Genomic DNA, 17,315 nt, shown 5'->3' with positions numbered 1-17,315 from the left:
GTTTTAATCATTCCCAAAAATCAGGTTCTTGTATTTGTTATACATAAATGAAACCACCAGCAATATAGCGCCAATGGAAATGAATACAATGGTTTTGGGTACTGTTGCCAAATTTGTAAGGTCGTAGAGAAACAGTTTTAATATGGTTCCCCCAAACAGTATGATGGCTGTAATACGCAGGTGCTTTTTCTTTTTCCAGATCCCAAAACCGATAAGTATGAACGACAGGACTCCCCATAAAATACTCAATCCATGCTTATAAACTTCACTCGATCCGGTCAGGTTAAGCCAGTGTATCAATTCGCTGCTAAAGATCCAGATGATGGAAATGCTTATTGTTATTTCGAGAATTCTGCTGAAATTTTTATTGGCAAGAAATGGCAACGAAAAACGATAAACTGAATACAACAGCAAGCCATAAAACAGGTAAGCCACATAACGAATAAGAAGGTAGAAGATGTTGACAGAATAATTAGCAGGCAGGTTTTCAGCTAAATAACTTTTACGAAGTTCGCTGAGTGTAGGCAAAGCACTGAGTAAAAAGATGAGGATGAACACACAAACAGCTGCTAAAAGAAAACCATTTAATAAGCTGTTTTTTATCCAGCGAAAATTACCATACAGTAATAACGAGATGAAAAGTAAACTGTAGTTGACCAGCCAAATCCCTTTAAAACCAAAAATATCGCTGTTAAGTTGCTCATAAACCTTAAGCCAGGCACCGGAACTATCCGGTTGATATGATGCATGAAGCTCGATGTTATTCCAGAATAAATCGATCTGAGAATAAAATGTGAAAAACAGCGTAAATGCGAAAATGACATTAAAAAAGATGTCGAAGATTTCGATCCAGTTTTTTTCTTTCAGTCTGGAGAAAGCAACTTTTCGGTTAAAAAATGATACAAATCCGAATGCCACTACTACAATAAGAGATGAAATAAATGATCCATTCAAAATAGGTTGATAGATGTGACCGATGGATGAACTGTTAAATGAATACGACAGGGACAGCCAGTTGGAAATTGCTGCGAAAAAGCTGATACAGAGTATGGCGAATGCCAGGTAGTCAAACAACCTGATTTGTCGTTTTCGCCCAATCCAAAAAAGTAGAGCACCTTCCAATGACCATAATCCTGCAGCCACACAGGTGTTAAACTGCAAACCAATGGCAGCGGTGAAAAATGTTATGGCTAAACTGCCCGTCCAATATTGCAGAATTTTGTTCTCTGTTTCCGATCGGAAAATAAAATAAAAAGCAGCACCATGGGCTATAGCATTTCCTAAGGTGAAAATGCCTTGAAGTTTGTCGCTGTCCGTATAGTCGGTGATGGCCTGCAAGCCAATAATATAGAAGACAGCAGCGTTTAGTAGCAGGAGAAAGATGTCATCAATACGGGAATCTTCTTTAAGAATGAGTCGGTAAGACAAAAGGACGAGGTAAAACAGGATAAAGAAGAAACTTGCAAAGGGGAGTGAAACCTCCAACTGGTTGTTGTAATCTGTGGAAGCAAACCACCAGGTAAAAATAACCCATGTGGCCACAAATGCAAGGTAATACAGTGGCACCCATCGTTTTTTTGTCGAGATAAATAAAATTCCCAGGTTAATGATGGCCATGTAACTGAAAAGAACCAGTGCGCTTGATTCGGGAGCGTATAAAATAAACGGAACAATGTATGAGCCGGCCAATCCAAAATGGGCAATTACCTGTCGGTCGTAGTAGAGTGCCAATGCCACTGTTAGTGCGGTAAATATTACCATTAATATAAATGCCATCGGGTACGAATATAATTGGTAGTAAGTATAAGCCGCGTATGAAATGAAATAGAAAATGGCCATGGCGCCACTTGCAAGCACCGCACTAAAGTTGTAGTAATTTCTTTTAAGGCGATACGCAAAAAATCCGAGTATGACACCAACAAGGTAGCCCAACACTATTCTCATAACGGGCGAGATCAGGTTGTTGTCGATGGCATACTTCGCACCTATCCCAACGCCTATGATCACTACGATCATTCCGATTTTATTGATAAGATTGGTACCTATGAACTGCTCGATTTCTGAAGAAATGCCGGTTTGTTCCCAAAATCCCGGTTGTTTTTTAATTTCCTTTCGAACATACGGTTTTGGTGCAGGTCTTTCCCGTACAACATATTTCTCTTTTTGAACTGTTGATGATACTCCTTGCTCAGGTTCCACTACTTGAGTTGTTTCCGGTTTTGTTACTTCAGCCGCTAAATGAGTAATCTGTCGTTCCAGTTCTTTTATTTCCTGTTGAAACAGCGACTGTTTTTTTAGCAGTTCATTTAATTTTTCGAGGAGTTCTTGTTTTTCGGATTTGTTGACGCTCATAGCTGTAATTTCTAATTAACTTTAGTATAGATGGTTGTTTCTTCTTGATCATCGAAATCGCCGTCACCGTTAAAATCGTCCTGAACTTTTAACTTGTTCGCTTCAATTTCAAAGAAATGACTTTCGTGTTTCGGGTATCTGTCAAATTTTGGATCTCCTTCAGTAAACCATTTTATTTCTTCATAAAATTCAAGTTTACCACCAATTTGTTGAGAGCCCGTTGTGAAAGTTGATAAGGTAAAAACATTGTGGTCGACGACCAGATTTCCTTTCACAGCAAATACTGTTAGATAATCTAAGTCTTCAATTCTTTTAAACAACCAGTGGAATTCAGCGATATTTTCTCCTGAATCGTTTGAATAAAAGATCCATTGAAATATTTGACTTGGAACTTCGCCTTCACCTGGGACTTTCAGTTCCCAGGTACCTGCCATTTCTTCAGGTATATTGTTTTGAGCATGTAATGCGGAAGTTATCAGCAATAAGAGGATTACGAGACTTTTCATTTTGCTGAGTTCTGGTTTTTAATTTCTTTATACACTATTTAGTTATCATAAGTTACAAAGTATTCGCTTTTAAAACGGACTAAAGAAGGAGGCAAAAAAGTGATCTTCTTGGGTAGGCGGTTCAAAAATCGATAACCAAGGGATTCCAAAAGCCTGTGAAAAATGAGGATCCAGGGCTTTTGCCTCTTCCATCAATTTCTCGGCTTCGTCGTTATTTCCCAAAAACTTTGCAATTCTGGCTTCCGAACCTACGGCATAAGCTTTTAGCGGAGCGATGGGAGCAGGCGTCGATTGCAAGTATTGTTCTATGTATTCTTTGGCTTTGGGCAGTTCCTGTTCAACAAGTTCCCTGTTTTGCATCACTTTCATCTGATGATAACGTGACAGATCAAGTAGTCGGATGTTTTGGACAGGATCGAGCTCCATGGCTTTTTCAAAATATACTTTTGCCGTTTCAATGTCATCATTAAACAAGGCTGCTACTCCCAGTTCTTTTAATGCCCCGCAATTTTCACCGTTTTGTGTAATATAATCTTTCCAGTATTGAACCATATCTGTTCCTTGAGGCATCATTACCAGCCGGGCTTTGGCGCCATAAAAATTGTCGGCTTTCTCGAGTCGTTTGGTGTATTCTTCTGCTTTTGCTTTGTTGCCCCCCATTTCAGGCGGGAGTATTCCGTAAATTTCAACCAGGTACATCATTGCTTCGGGATAAGCAGGTGCCATATTCAGAACATTGTCAAATTCATCACAGGTTTTTCCCAGCAACTCTTTAATATCACCATCGCCCATTTGCATGGCTTTAAATGTTTCAAAAAAGCAGTTTTTGGCGTAAGCATATTGATATATGACATTTTCGGGTTCGAGCGTTTTAGCCGAAATCAGTGCTTTGGTAGCTTCTTCGCTGCCAAACAGGTTGATATAATTCAGAGTGCGGGCCAGTTCGTAATGAGCCAGCGCATTGGTCGAATCTTCTTTCAAAATCTGTTCAAGCTGATTTTTTGCTTCGTCGACTTTGCCGTCAATTCGCAATTTATAGGCTGCTAATACCGCTTTTTCATCCTGTTTGCACGAACTAAAAACCGGTGAAAGACCGAGTAGAACTATCATAACAAAAACGGGCGTGAAAAATGATTTGCATGCCTCTTTTATCATTTTAGTGACGGTTATTGTAACAGCCCGGCAATGATTTGCGTTAATTAATTGAATTTGATTTTTCATAATTTTTATTTTTGAATTACGATTCAAGTTACAATGTCAGGGTGAAAAAAAACTTGTAAATCTCTTGTAGAGTAATTGTAAAATCTTTGAAATCATTAGGCGTGACAGACTAAAACATAGCCCGTGACCAATTCTGAAGAAAAATATTTTGCGCTTTTAAAACGTGAGATTGTTGCAAAAATGCAGGAAACTTACCCAGGAATTCCTGAGTCTGTTTCGGATTGGAAAGGACAAAATATTATCGATTTTCAAAGCGACCTGAAATTCAAACTCAATCATTATTTAAGTGAAAAGTGGTTCTATAACCATATGAAATCGGAAAGTTCGAAATTACCTCGAATTGATATTCTAAATTTTCTATCGGAGTATACCGGTTTTCAGAATTGGGACAATTTTAAACATGTTCATTCTAATATAGAACGTACTCAGAAAAGCAATAAATCGAAGAAACAATTTTATACCATTCCCTTGATAACGGTAGTTGGCTTAACCATCATTTATTCACTGTATGTATTTTTTTACTCACAGGAATACAGATTTTGCTTTTATGATAGTATTACTCGACAGCCCGTTCAAAATACGATAATTGAAGTAACGCTACTGGAGAAAAAACAGTCGCCGCGAAATTACCTGGGAGACACCAATGGTTGTTTTACACTGAAGACGAATAAAAGAAAAGTAAGTTTCGTAGTTGAGTCTCCTTATTATAAAAGAGATACTATTTCGAGAACTCTTAGCAGCTTTAACCGCAACGAAAACATTAAGCTTCGCGTGGATGATTATGCGCTATTGCTCCACTATTTCTCCAATAACAAAATCCAGGACTGGATGAACAGAAGACAGGAGTTGAGTCGAATGTTTTCGGATGAAGCAAAAATCTATCAGGTATACGAAGGTACTGTTGGCATGGAGATGTATAACAAGTGGGAATTTATTCAGAAACTTAGTTTGCCGTCCAGCGGGCTAAAAGACATAGAAATATTGAATACAAAGTACGACGATGAGCAGATTACACACTTACGTTTCAGGCAAAATGGCAATTCGGAATGAAGTATGTTTTTAAAATATTATCCTTTTTATTCCTTCTGATTTTATTCACTTCGGAAGACTGTTCAAATGAGGTGCATCAACCATCGGTTTACGAACAGCAACAAACGCTCTTTGGTGAGTTGGAGACCAATTTTACCGTTGCCGAACTTGACGAAGAAGAGCTGGATGCCATGAAGCAAAGAGCCGCACAAAAGTTTAACGAGTTGATCGACTATATCAATATTTATTCCGACGCGGCAATTAATGCTGAATTCAGGGAGGAAGCAAGAAAGATGATATCGGAGTACTTTCTTTCGGAGTTAGATGTACAGCATTTCTTTTCATTTCTGAATCTTCAGGAAGATACGGCCAGGCATTTTCTATTTAATCCGGCAGATGAATCATGGGGAGCGATACAAAATTCAGTAGTCGATGTGCTTCCCTTTGAGAATACCGGTACAGGCGATTATATCGCGGATATTTCTTATGAATTATCCACTTCTTTCAGTGAATACGAAGGGCATTTAAGTGTTGTTCTTAAAAAAGCTTCAAAGCAATTCGGAGATTACAACCTGTTGGTTTGGGAACAATTTTTTAAACTGTAAACAAATAAGCATAAAACTTTCAACTAATTGCCTAATTTTGCACCGGCAAACCGCTTTATCGTGCTGACGTTTTCAGTCAGTAAGGAAAGTCCGGGCAACACAGGGCACCGTGCTTCTTAGCGGGAAGATCTTTGAAAGGGGATAGCAACGTAACAGAAAATAACCACCTTGTTTTGGCGTGTCCATTTCGGGGAACGGGTGAAAAGGTGCGGTAAAAGCGCACCGGTGGTGGTGGCAACATCGCCAGCCGTACGTCTCACGGGTTGCAAAGCCATGTATATCCAAAGTGTTTGCCGCTGTTGCGGTACAGCAAAACGGCCCGTTTTGTTCTCAACGCACAAGAGACTTTGGAGGGGTAGGCTGCAGGACTCAGGTAGTGATACCTGGGCAAGATAAATGATAAAGGTTCTCCGTCAGCTGACGGAGGATACAGAACCCGGCTTACAGGTTTGCCTTTTTAAAAATCGGGGTACGATTTAAAGTTCGTACCCCGATTTTTTATTTGTAGTAGTATTTATACCACTCCACAAATTCTCCAATTCCTTTTTCAAGTGGCGTATCGGGTGAGTAACCAAAATCTTTTTCCAGTGCGCTTAAATCGGCAAAAGTTTTGTATACATCGCCGGGTTGCATATCGTGGTATTCTTTAATGGCTTCCTTGCCCAGTGCTTTTTCAATCGTTTCAATAAAATCCATCAGTTTCACCGGAGTGGAATTCCCGATATTATAAACTTGATAAGGAGCTTGCAACTTGTCGCCTGAAGCTTGTGGCAAGCTTATGATTTTTACGATTCCATCAACAATATCATCAATGTATGTGAAATCGCGGTAAAGATCGCCATGGTTAAAGACTTTGATCGGCGTTTCATTCAGAATATTTTTTGTGAATGAAAAGTACGCCATGTCCGGTCGTCCCCAGGGTCCGTAAACCGTAAAAAAGCGCAGTCCGGTGGTTGGTATTCCATACAAATGACTGTAGGTGTAAGCCATCAACTCGTTGCTTTTTTTGGTGGCAGCATACAAACTTACCGGATTATCAACCCGGTCGTCGACTGAAAGTGGCATTTTCTTGCTGTTGCCATAAACACTCGACGAACTGGCATACACCAGATGTTGGATGTTATTGTGGCGGCAGGCTTCCAGAATGTTGATAAAACCAACAATGTTGCTATCGATATAAGCATGCGGGTTTTCGATGCTGTAACGCACACCTGCCTGGGCGGCCAGGTTACAAACTACATCAAATTGCTCTTCCTTAAATAAGGTATCGATTTGCTCCCGGTCTTCCAGTTTCATTCTGACGAATGAGTAGTTGGGATATTTCGAACTGCTAATTTTCTGATTCCAGTTTGCTGATTCTTCAGAGATACCTGCTTCAGCCAGGCGTGCGAACTTGAGTTCAGGCGAATAGTAATCGTTGATATTGTCAATTCCAACAATCTTGATATCTTCCTCTGCCAGTTTATTCACCAGATGAAAACCGATAAATCCCGCAGTTCCTGTAACCAAAATCTTCATAGCATCTACTTAGTGAACCGGGAAAATTTTGTTTACAGCCAGGTAATCCAGAATTTCAACCAGGTTCTTTTCGTTATCTTCGGGTTTGAAAGCCATTTTGGCGTTTGTTGGAGCTTGGTACTCCAGGTCAACTCCCGGCAGGTTCTCGATTTCACCTTTATCCGCTTTGTCATATAGTTCCGGTTTATTGTTTTTGCAATAATCCAGTGTTGCATCCATGTAGAACATATGGAAGCGCTCTTCACCAATAATTTCAGCTACCTGGTTTCGCAGCGATTCATTTCTCGAAATAAACGAACAGATGGTAATGATTCCCTGGTCGTTTAGCATTTTGCTGATGTGTGCCACCCTGCGAACGTGTTCGGCGCGATCGGCCGGCGAGTAATCCAATTCACGGTTCAAACCCAGGCGCAGTGAACTTCCGTCGATCAGCACGGCTTTGGCTCCATTCTCGAACAATTTTCTTTCGAGGCTGAAGGCCAGTTCATTTTTTCCCGATCCGTGGAGCCCGGTGATCCAGATGGTTTCACCTTTCTGATTGTATTCTTTTTCGTATTCTTCGGGCTTGATAAGCGCTTCGCCTTTAGCAATTTTAGCCTTGTCGACATCGGTAATGCGCGACGGCAGTTCTTTGCTGCTCAGCTTATCAATGATCATTCCAACTGCTACCGTATTATGGGTCACCGGATCGATGAGAATAAACGAGCCGGTTTGTTTGTTCTTTTTATACGGGTCGAAAAACAAAGGTTTGGTCGTGGTCAATACCACTCGGCCAATTTCGTTCAGCTTGAATTTTTCAATGTTCGATTTTTCCAGCGTATTAACATCTACCTTGTATTTGATGGCATCGATACGAGCCTTGGTATTGTTGCTGGCCTGTTTGATGTAAAATTGCGTGCTCAGGTTCATGTCGGTTTCATCCATCCATACCAGCATTGCTTCAAACTGACGTTCAACTCGCGGCAAATTATCGGGGTGAACAAGCATGTCGCCACGTGAGATGTCAATTTCGTCTTCCAAAGTAACCGTTACCGATTGTGGCGGGAATGCGTAATCCAGTTCCTTGTCGTAGGTAACGATCGATTGTACTTTCGATTTTTTCATCGAAGGCAGCACCATCACCTCGTCACCTTTTTTGATAATTCCTGAAGCCACCGAAGTGGAGAAACCACGGAATTTAATATCCGGGCGTAATACATACTGAACCGGGTAGCGCAGATCATCGAAATTTCGGTCGCTGCTTACATGTACATTTTCGAGGAATTCCAGCAAGCTTGGTCCGTGATACCACGACATTTTTTCGGAAGTTTCCACCACGTTATCGCCTTTTAAAGCCGAGAGGGGGATGAAGTTCACATCAGGAACATCCAGTTTAGTAACAAACGATTCGTATGTGTCGCGGATTTCCTCGAAACGTTCCTGGTTGTAATCCTCCAGATCCATTTTGTTGATGGCAACCACAACGTGTTTTATTCCAAGCAAATTAGCCAGGTAAGTGTGGCGTTTGGTTTGGGTGATCACACCATGGCGGGCATCGATCAAAATAATTGCCAGGTTGGCAGTCGATCCACCGGTGATCATATTACGCGTGTACTGCTCATGTCCCGGAGTATCGGCGATAATAAATTTACGTTTAGCAGTTGAAAAGTAACGGTAGGCCACATCGATTGTAATTCCCTGTTCACGTTCAGCTTTCAATCCGTCGAGTAACAGCGCATAATCGATATCTTCACCGGCGTGTCCAACACGTTTACTGTCGCGTTCAAGTGCAGCCAACTGGTCTTCGTATAACATTTTACTGTCGAACATCAAACGTCCGATCAGTGTTGATTTACCATCATCAACTGAACCGGCAGTCAACAAACGCAATAAGTCTTTCTTTTGATCCTGATCAAGGAACTCTTGTATATTTAATTTCTTCGTAGTCATTATTAAGCGGTTTTTAGAAATAACCTTCCCTTTTCTTTTGTTCCATTGAGGCTTCCTGGTCGAAGTCGATAACACGTGTCGTTCTTTCTGAAACGGTAACGGTCATCATTTCTTCAACAATTTTTTCGATGGTATCGGCTTCCGATTCGATAGCTCCGGTGAGCGGATAACAACCCAGTGTACGGAAACGAACTTTACGCATTTCTGCTTTATCGCGAAGCTCTTTTGGCATGCGTTCGTCATCTACCATAATCAGCGTCCCGTCCATTTCAACAACGGGGCGTTCCTTGGCGTAATACAGCGGAACGATCGGGATGTTTTCGAGGCGTATGTACTGCCAGATATCTAACTCTGTCCAGTTCGAGATAGGGAATACGCGAATGGATTCTCCTTTTTGAACTTTAGCGTTGTAAATGTTCCACAACTCAGGACGCTGGTTTTTCGGATCCCACTGATGGAATTTATCGCGGAAAGAGAAAATTCGTTCCTTGGCGCGCGATTTCTCTTCATCGCGGCGTGCACCTCCAAAGGCTGCATCGAATTTATATTTGTTCAAACCGGCAAGCAAGGCCTGGGTTTTCATGATGTCAGTGTGCACTTTACTTCCGTGAGTGAAAGGACCAACACCACTTTCGAAACCTTCTTTGTTGTAGTGCACGATCAGATCCCAGCCTTTTTCTTTGGCGTAATTATCGCGAAACTCGATCATTTCCTTGAATTTCCATTTCGAATCGATATGCATCAGCGGAAAAGGAACTTTGCCCGGGTAAAAAGCTTTTTCGGCCAGGCGAACCATCACCGACGAGTCTTTCCCGATGGAATATAACATGACCGGATTTTCGAACTCTGCTGCCACTTCGCGAATGATATGGATGGCTTCAGCCTCCAGTTCGCGAAGGTTTGTTAACGAATATTCATTCATATTTTTTGAATTACTTTCTTGCAGTTCAACGTTAGAAAAGTCATTGTAATCATGGTCTTTTGAGTTGTAGCTGCATCAAATTTTTGCTGTATTACTTTTAGAATGCACAAAGATAAAATTTTATTTTTTCTGCCGGGTTTTGGGATGCGGGAAGCTTTGAAAAGAAGACTAAAAACTCCAGAAATAAGGAATAAGTAACATAGATAGAATAAAGGCCAGAATATTTAAAGGAAGCCCGATTTTGACATAATCCCTGAATTTGTAATTTCCTATGGCCTGAACAAGCAGGTTGGTCTGATAACCTACCGGAGTTGAAAAACTTGCCGATGCCGCAATTGCGATCGTAACAAAGAAAGGTTTGGGATCTACTCCCATTTGGTTTGAAGCGGCCAGGGCAATCGGAAAAACCAGTGCGGCTGCTGCATTGTTGGTAATGATTTCTGTAAAAATAGAAGTGATAATGTAAAGAGCTGCCATAACTCCCAGCGGCCCAAATCCTTTTGAGAAATTGATGGTAGTGTGGGCAATGGCCTCTGCTGCACCTGAATTTTGCATGGCCTTGCTGATCGCAAAAGCGCAGGCAATGGTGATAAGTACATCCCAACTAATGGCTTTTGTGTATTTCTGATGAGGCATGATCTTCATCCAGATCAACAACATGGCGGCTATCGATGCGAAATAAAACATATCGAATTCGATACCCGACGGTGAATGCAGAAATTTCCCGATTGTGGTACCTACAATCATCAAAAGCAAAACGATGAAAGCCATCCATTTTTTCCAAAAAGTTCCGGTTGAACGATAATCGCGGATGTAGGAGGTAAGGTAAAATATTTTTGATTCTCCCCAGTTCTGGATGAATTTTTCGGTGGTCAGCAATACAAGGTTGTCGCCGGCTTTTAACGGGAGATTTTCCATGTTACTGGAAATGCGCTCACCGTTTCGGTGGATGGCAATTACCACAGCCTGGTAGTGCTCGTAAAAATTGAATTCGTGAATGGTTTTACCGACGGCTGGAAATCGTGGAGCAATTACCGCTTCGTATTGCTTTAACTGACTTTTAGGAATTTCCTTAATCAGGTCGATCCCGGCGAGTTTTAAATTATCGTTTGATAAAATATAATTTAGTCGGTCGGATTTCCCAAAGAGTAAGAGCTTATCATCCTTTTGGATTTCAAAGCTTCCCTTTCGGGTTTCAATTACTTTGCCTTCGCGGGTAATGCACTGAATAAACATTCCTTTCAGTTCTTTCAGCCTGCCGTTTTTTATTTCAAGGCCAATCAGGTTACTTTTTTCAGGAATGATTACATCGTAGTGGTAATCTTTATATTCTGCTGAACTTTTACTATTGAATAATATCTTTTTCCCGGGCAGCAATTTATTCCCAAAAATGGTCATGTAAAGCGTACCGAAAATGGCGATAAATCCGCCAACTTTTGCCAGCTCAAACATGCTGAATCCTTCCTGTCCATTGTCCAGCATCAAACCGTGAACCACCAGGTTGGTTGATGTTCCGATAAGTGTACACATTCCGCCAAGTATGGTGGCATAGGATAAAGGAATCAAAAATTTCTTGTAGGAAAGGTTGAGTTTTTCCGACCAGTTTTTGATAATGGGAGCAAAAATAATGACCACCGGCGTGTTGTTAAGAAAAGCTGAAAGTATGGAAACCGGCAGCATGATTTGCGGTATCAGCGAAATCATTTTTCGTCGCTTCCGCGGGAGGTAACCTTGAGCAAGTCGGTTAAGCACTCCCGACTGCCGGACGCCTTCACTCACTAAAAAAAGGATCCCAACCGTGAGCATCCCTTTGTTCGAAAATCCGGCAAGCATTTCTTTGTCCGAAATTATTCCCATTGCCAGTAATAAAATGGAGGCCGAAAAAAAGATCAAGCCCGGGCGCATCAATTCTTTTGCCAGCGCAGCAATGGTTAAAAAAACGACAGCCAAAACGATATATCCTTCGGTACCGATCAAATTGTTGAAGTAATTTTAAATTTCTTATTATGCAAGCCCGGTTTTCTGAAGAACCAAATCTACTATTAAAATTATTTCCCTCAAATATTTTGTTTGAAATTCATCGGTAAGAAATAATCAGAATTCATACGGTTTTGAGTATGAACATTCTGGTTATTTGCGGGTTGTATAGTGAACTAAAAGTGTGAAAGAATTGAATCCACGGAGCCATTTTTTGCCGAAATCGAAAATTTTTTAAAAAAGTGCTTTGAGGGTTTGTGCGAAAAAAAATAAATACTACTTTTGCACCCGCCTTTGACAAACAAAGGTACTACAAGGATGACTCAGTAGCTCAGTTGGTAGAGCACATCCCTTTTAAGGATGGGGTCCTGGGTTCGAGACCCAGCTGAGTCACTTACAGATTTACCAAAATCTACGAATAAGCTTGAAATCAATGGATTTCAGGCTTTTTTTGTTTTTAGCCTACCCTGAAATTCACTAAAATTCTCCTTATTCAGGTGTCCGTATAGGTGTCCTATTTTGAAAAATGAAAAAGGGACACCAGAATCTCTGTAATATGCTCATTTGTTTGCACTTAATTGCACTTTTTTACACCAAAGGTGCACATGATTTTGAGGTATTTTTGTAATGTAATTACAGGATTATTATGCAGTTTGATTTGAGCATATTGTTTTTTATAAAGAGGGGCAAGGTTGATAAATCTAGTAGAGCCCCAATTTACTGCCGCATTACTGTGAATGGTGAACGGGCAGAACTCTCCATAAATGAAAAAGCTGAACCAAATAAATGGGATGTTGCAGCACAGCGAGTAAAAGGAAGGTCTGAAATAGTACGATCAATTAATGATCATATTGAAATCATCGAAAGTAAAATCAAAGCTCATTTTAATAAATGTGTCGATGAAAACGAGCACATCACTGCTAGATTGTTAAAAGACATGCTTTCTGGAATAAAACAGAAAAAGTACTTTTTAATACAGGTTTTTGAAGAAAACAATAAACTGGTAGAATTGGAAAAAGGATCAAAGTATGTTAAAGCAACTGTAAGTAGATACTCGACATGTTTAATACGACTAAAAGATTTCATTAATTCATCTTATGCAGTTGCCGATATTGATTTGGAAAAACTTGATTTGAATTTTATTCGGCGCTTTGAAATTTACCTGCGTACTGAATACAAACTCGGTGATAATGGCACCATGAATTACCTTAAAAGATTGAAGAAGGTAATCCATTTTGCAATGGGATTAGGTTATATAGGTCGAGATCCTTTTGCGCAATATAAAACCGCTTACACCGAAGTTAATCGTGGATACCTGACACAACAGGAACTTAAAAGTATTGAGGACAAAATTTTCCGTATAAAAAGGTTGGACCAGGTGAGGGATGTTTTTGTGTTTGTATGCTACACTGGTTTATCGTATTCTGATTTGAAAAAACTTACACCGAGTAGTATATCATTAGGTATCGATGGGAAGAACTGGATCATTTATGAACGTGAAAAAACAGGTGTTCGTGCTAGTATTCCAATTTTGCCTCCAGCACAACAAATCATTGATAAATATGCCAATGATCCGGAATGTGTTGCCGATAATAAACTACTCCCAGTGAAGAGTAATCAGAAATTGAATTCTTACCTGTCGGAAATAGCGGAACTATGTGAAATCGATAAACACGTTACTATGCATCTGGGCAGACATACCTTCGCCACCACGGTCACATTGACCAATGGTGTACCAATAGAAACAGTACAAAAAATGCTTGGGCATAAAAACCTTTCTACCACACAGATTTATTCAAGGGTAGTGGATACGAAAATCAGCAATGATATGCTGAATCTGGCAGATAAATTATCGCAACCAGCTGAACAGAAAAAGCTTAAAGTTGATAACATTTAAATTTTTCGATTTCAATAAGATTCCCTGTGATCTCTGAAATTCGTATTTTTCGGTAAAGTTTACTGGAATATGCCAACAGTGATTAAGGTTAAATCAACTCAGAAACACCCCTTCAGGTTTTTTTTGAATTATCCTAAAATAGATAGAAATTCTCTTTTCCAACGATATAAAAAGATGGAGGAGTACGAAGGCTATTTTGATAACAAGAAAGATGTTGCATTTATTGTAGTTGATAAACGTATTGATGAGGATGTAGTTGAAACAACAATGGTAGAATTTTTATTTGAAGATTTTATCAGCAATAAATTCGACGATGAAATTTCGATTTCGCAAGCTCTTATTACTAAATCATTTCAAAAAGATCCCAATGAAATTAAATACAAAGATTTGTTGAAGACGTTTATTGAAAACTACGATAAGCTTAAAGATTACCCCCATTATCCAGAATCAGAATTATTACCTGAAGCCTTAACTTCAATTGTAAAACATGCCATGCAATTGTACAGTATGGTTCCCACTGATCGATTGAAAAGACAAGTCGAAAACATAATTAGAGGTGAAGAAGCCTTGACCGGTAAAACCGGATATAATTTGAAACTTCAATTTAAATCTAAAATAGCAGCTTTAAATCGCGACCTTATATCAGCTAAATTAATTGCGAATAAAACAACAGTTGTTCAATGGCAACAATTTTTTGCAGAGAAATATCCATCCCCAGAAATAAATTGGATTGTTGAAAAAGCTGAAAATCATATCTGGTATTTTATAAATAAAATTGAAGAGTCTGATATTCTGATTGATTTTCCTGATCAACAATGGAAGTATCTGCCAAATTCATTTACGGCTAATGGTAAGAAACTTTCTCCAAAATTTTACAGTAATCACAACTATTTAAATAGAAAACAGAAAGATATAATAAATATTATATTCATTAATCTTCTGTCGTAAAATCCATTAGGTCATTTTATCTCCCAAAAAAAGTTGGAGAAATTCTCTGAAAGCCCCCTAAATTAGCATAAAAAATCTCCAACTTTTTCCATTCACCAACTTTGAAAAGATGGTGTAATCACTTATTTGTCAGTGTATTAAATTCGGCTATAATTAAATGTATTATTGTTATGAGTGAATTTAGTACAGAGCGGGTTATTTCCCCGCAAAATGAGAAAAAAGACACTAAGTCGTCAGTTTGGCTAAGATCGAAACAGGTTAGAGAAATGCTTCGAATTTCGGACAGCACGCTCCAGAATATGAGGATCACAGGTGCAATTCCAGCTTATAAACTTGGTAGTAGCTGGTTTTACCGTGAAGACGAAATAATTGCAGCGTTAAACGCAGGATGTACAAAAAAGAAGGAGTAGTTAAATGGTGAATGTGGATTTGGGATACCGGATAAAGCAACTTTCGGAAAGAATTTCAGCAATTGAAGAACGCCTGAAAGAAATCAAAGTTGTGAACAGCGAAGATGAAGACTGGGATAATGGCAGGTTGATGCGCGAATGGCAAATATGTAAGAGAACGGCTGCCAGTTACAGGAAACAAGGTCTGGGATTTTACAAGCGGGGGGGGAGAATATTTTACACACCAAAACAAAGATCCGATTTCAAAAAGCTACAACAATAAAATGCAGCCGAAACCAATAAATATACCAATTGAAATGTGCCAGAGTGCACTGATGAATAAAACAGTGCGAGAGCTACAGGTATTTATTTGGCTGAAAATGTATTGCTCGGGTAAACTGAAAATAACAGCTGAGGTGCTCCGGAACATCATGGCTGATTTGGGCATAAGTTCCGTTAAAACCGTTTGGGTTGGCATCAACAGTTTGCTGAACAAAGGCTGGATAACGCTAAGCAGGAGGTCCGGGTATTATTTTATCAGAAGTTTTGAGCGAATACGGGAACTGGAAGGATTTTCTAAGCGGACAGGGGCTGAATTCAGTTTCAGGGATATAAAAAATTTCAAGGGATTTTTGGTTGGAGCGGTGATCAGCCAGTTGATAGCAGTTCAGAAGAAAAAAGAGTGGTTGCTGGTAACCGAGCGAATAAAAGGGCGTTCCTTGACAGTTACCAGCATACCACATCTTTATTATCCGGTTGCAAATGATGCCTTGGCAAAGATTCTCGGGGTATCAAAATCTACAGCTTACGAATGGAAACAACTGGCCAGAAAGCAAGGCTTTATTAAAATCAGAAGAAAGTACCGGAAGCTCGGTTATCTGGATACCGGAAATATAAATCAGTACAAGAAATACGGGGATATGACTGCAGGAAGAATTTGCTTTCGGGAGGGGAAATATTACGAGCAATTAGCGGATACAGTTTATTCGAAAATTGTCCTGAAAAGCAGAAAAAACTGGTGAAAAATGATGGAAAAAAATCGAAACATATATAAAAGGGAGGTATGGAGGGAATAGAACAATGAACAGGAGATACGAAGAATTGGGGCTAACAATGGGGGCAGAAATAGAAATATCTCAATCGTTGAATCCTTTCCTCATTCGATTATGGATTAGTAATATTTAATAATTAATTATATGACAACAAATGTTTTAAAAAATGGTAAGCCGGTTTCAGGAACTCTGGAATGGGCTTCGAAGAACGTTAATTTCATTAACGGGTGTTCACATGATTGCAAGTACTGCTATGCGAAAAGTATTGCAGTTAGGTTTAAACGAAAAACTGTTGACAACTGGAAAGAGGAGATTGTTATTTATGACAAACTGAATAAGATGGCAAAGAAAGTCGATGGAAGGATTATGTTGTCCTCTACGCATGACCATATGCCGGAACACTTTGATGTTACAATTAAAATGCTGGATAAGCTATTAAAAACTGGAAATGATGTATTAGTGGTGAGCAAACCACATTTGGAAGTGATTCAGAAAATATGCGAACATTTTCCGGCATACAAAGACAAAATCTTATTCCGCTTTACGATTGGCTCCATGGATAATAATGTATTGAAATTCTGGGAACCCGGGGCTCCTGATTTTGAAGAACGATTGGCTGCCTTAAAGTTCGCTCATTCTGCAGGATATCAAACAAGCGTGTCCTGTGAACCAGCGTTGGATGGCAATACCTATGAATTGACTCAAGAATTATTGCCATATGTGACAGACAGTATTTGGATTGGGCTGGCCAACCGGCTGAACGCTAATTTAAAATTAAATGGTCATGGTGATGTTGAAACCCGAAAAATGGCTGATGAACTACAGAAGATCCAGAGTGATGCATGGGTATTCGGTTTATATAAGAACCTCGGTAATAATTCGAAAATTCGGTGGAAAGACAGTTGTAAGAAAATTTTGAAGTTGGAACAACCGACAGTTAAGGGATTGGATATTTAAACTGAAAGAAAGG

At 39.6% G+C, this 17,315-nt stretch carries 15 protein-coding genes, 1 tRNA gene and 1 other RNA gene; 10 read left to right on the top strand and 7 right to left on the bottom strand.

Features of this window, described 5'->3' with window-relative positions; translation table 11 throughout:
- Positions 1-3: 3 nt before the first annotated feature.
- The 3 genes from WFY05_RS17905 to WFY05_RS17895 form a co-directional block, all read right to left on the bottom strand.
- Complete coding sequence (locus WFY05_RS17905; protein ID WP_340114287.1) at positions 4-2,352, bottom strand: DUF2339 domain-containing protein; 2,349 nt, start codon at positions 2,350-2,352, stop codon at positions 4-6.
- An 11-nt stretch (positions 2,353-2,363) separates the two neighbouring features.
- The gene (locus WFY05_RS17900) at positions 2,364-2,858 is read right to left on the bottom strand and encodes a hypothetical protein (protein ID WP_340114286.1); all 495 of its coding nucleotides are present in this window, start codon (positions 2,856-2,858) and stop codon (positions 2,364-2,366) included.
- A 69-nt stretch (positions 2,859-2,927) separates the two neighbouring features.
- Complete coding sequence (locus WFY05_RS17895; RefSeq protein ID WP_340114285.1) at positions 2,928-4,079, bottom strand: tetratricopeptide repeat protein; 1,152 nt, start codon at positions 4,077-4,079, stop codon at positions 2,928-2,930.
- 123 nt (positions 4,080-4,202) lie between these two features.
- On the opposite strand from WFY05_RS17895, the gene WFY05_RS17890 reads away from it, so the two are divergent.
- From WFY05_RS17890 to rnpB, 3 genes are all read left to right on the top strand, one after another.
- The gene (locus tag WFY05_RS17890; RefSeq protein ID WP_340114284.1) at positions 4,203-5,129 is read left to right on the top strand and encodes a hypothetical protein; all 927 of its coding nucleotides are present in this window, start codon (positions 4,203-4,205) and stop codon (positions 5,127-5,129) included.
- Entirely contained in the window at positions 5,126-5,713 is a 588-nt protein-coding gene (locus tag WFY05_RS17885; protein WP_340114283.1) for a hypothetical protein, read from the top strand. Before WFY05_RS17890 ends, WFY05_RS17885 begins: the two co-directional genes overlap by 4 nt.
- 42 nt (positions 5,714-5,755) lie before the next feature.
- Positions 5,756-6,173, top strand: an RNA gene (gene rnpB, locus WFY05_RS17880) — RNase P RNA component class A.
- A 38-nt stretch (positions 6,174-6,211) separates the two neighbouring features.
- Here rnpB and WFY05_RS17875 read toward each other — a convergent pair.
- The 4 genes from WFY05_RS17875 to WFY05_RS17860 form a co-directional block, all read right to left on the bottom strand.
- The gene (locus tag WFY05_RS17875) at positions 6,212-7,231 is read right to left on the bottom strand and encodes an NAD-dependent epimerase (protein ID WP_340114282.1); all 1,020 of its coding nucleotides are present in this window, start codon (positions 7,229-7,231) and stop codon (positions 6,212-6,214) included.
- Positions 7,232-7,240: 9 nt separating this feature from the next.
- Positions 7,241-9,160, bottom strand: coding sequence for a sulfate adenylyltransferase subunit CysN (cysN, locus tag WFY05_RS17870; RefSeq protein ID WP_340114281.1), 1,920 nt, complete (start codon positions 9,158-9,160; stop codon positions 7,241-7,243).
- Between the two features lie 13 nt (positions 9,161-9,173).
- Complete coding sequence (gene cysD, locus WFY05_RS17865; protein ID WP_340114580.1) at positions 9,174-10,106, bottom strand: sulfate adenylyltransferase subunit CysD; 933 nt, start codon at positions 10,104-10,106, stop codon at positions 9,174-9,176.
- Positions 10,107-10,250: 144 nt separating this feature from the next.
- On the bottom strand, positions 10,251-12,059 hold the full coding sequence (locus tag WFY05_RS17860) for an SLC13 family permease (RefSeq protein WP_340114280.1): 1,809 nt from the start codon (positions 12,057-12,059) through the stop codon (positions 10,251-10,253).
- Between the two features lie 320 nt (positions 12,060-12,379).
- Between WFY05_RS17860 and WFY05_RS17855 the strand changes: the two genes are divergently transcribed.
- The 7 genes from WFY05_RS17855 (at position 12,380) to WFY05_RS17825 (ending at position 17,302) form a co-directional block, all read left to right on the top strand.
- Positions 12,380-12,452, top strand: a tRNA-Lys gene (locus tag WFY05_RS17855).
- A 253-nt stretch (positions 12,453-12,705) separates the two neighbouring features.
- Positions 12,706-13,956 (top strand): site-specific integrase, encoded by a 1,251-nt coding sequence (locus WFY05_RS17850; RefSeq protein WP_340114279.1) that lies wholly within the window; start codon positions 12,706-12,708, stop codon positions 13,954-13,956.
- 174 nt (positions 13,957-14,130) lie between these two features.
- Positions 14,131-14,904: a hypothetical protein gene (locus tag WFY05_RS17845; protein ID WP_340114278.1), complete on the top strand. Its 774-nt coding sequence runs from the start codon at positions 14,131-14,133 to the stop codon at positions 14,902-14,904.
- Between the two features lie 170 nt (positions 14,905-15,074).
- Positions 15,075-15,314 (top strand): helix-turn-helix domain-containing protein, encoded by a 240-nt coding sequence (locus WFY05_RS17840; protein WP_340114277.1) that lies wholly within the window; start codon positions 15,075-15,077, stop codon positions 15,312-15,314.
- A gap of 4 nt (positions 15,315-15,318) precedes the next feature.
- Positions 15,319-15,576 carry a hypothetical protein gene (locus WFY05_RS17835; RefSeq protein WP_340114276.1) on the top strand — a complete coding sequence of 86 codons (258 nt, stop codon included), beginning with the start codon at positions 15,319-15,321 and terminating at the stop codon, positions 15,574-15,576.
- Between the two features lies 1 nt (position 15,577).
- Entirely contained in the window at positions 15,578-16,315 is a 738-nt protein-coding gene (locus WFY05_RS17830) for a hypothetical protein (RefSeq protein ID WP_340114275.1), read from the top strand.
- A 174-nt stretch (positions 16,316-16,489) separates the two neighbouring features.
- The gene (locus WFY05_RS17825; protein ID WP_340114274.1) at positions 16,490-17,302 is read left to right on the top strand and encodes a radical SAM protein; all 813 of its coding nucleotides are present in this window, start codon (positions 16,490-16,492) and stop codon (positions 17,300-17,302) included.
- Positions 17,303-17,315 lie beyond the last annotated feature (13 nt).

The sequence above is a fragment of the Maribellus mangrovi genome (assembly GCF_037646455.1).
Lineage (GTDB): Bacteria > Bacteroidota > Bacteroidia > Bacteroidales > Prolixibacteraceae > Draconibacterium > Draconibacterium mangrovi_A.
This window is presented reverse-complemented; position numbering and strand designations above follow the sequence as displayed.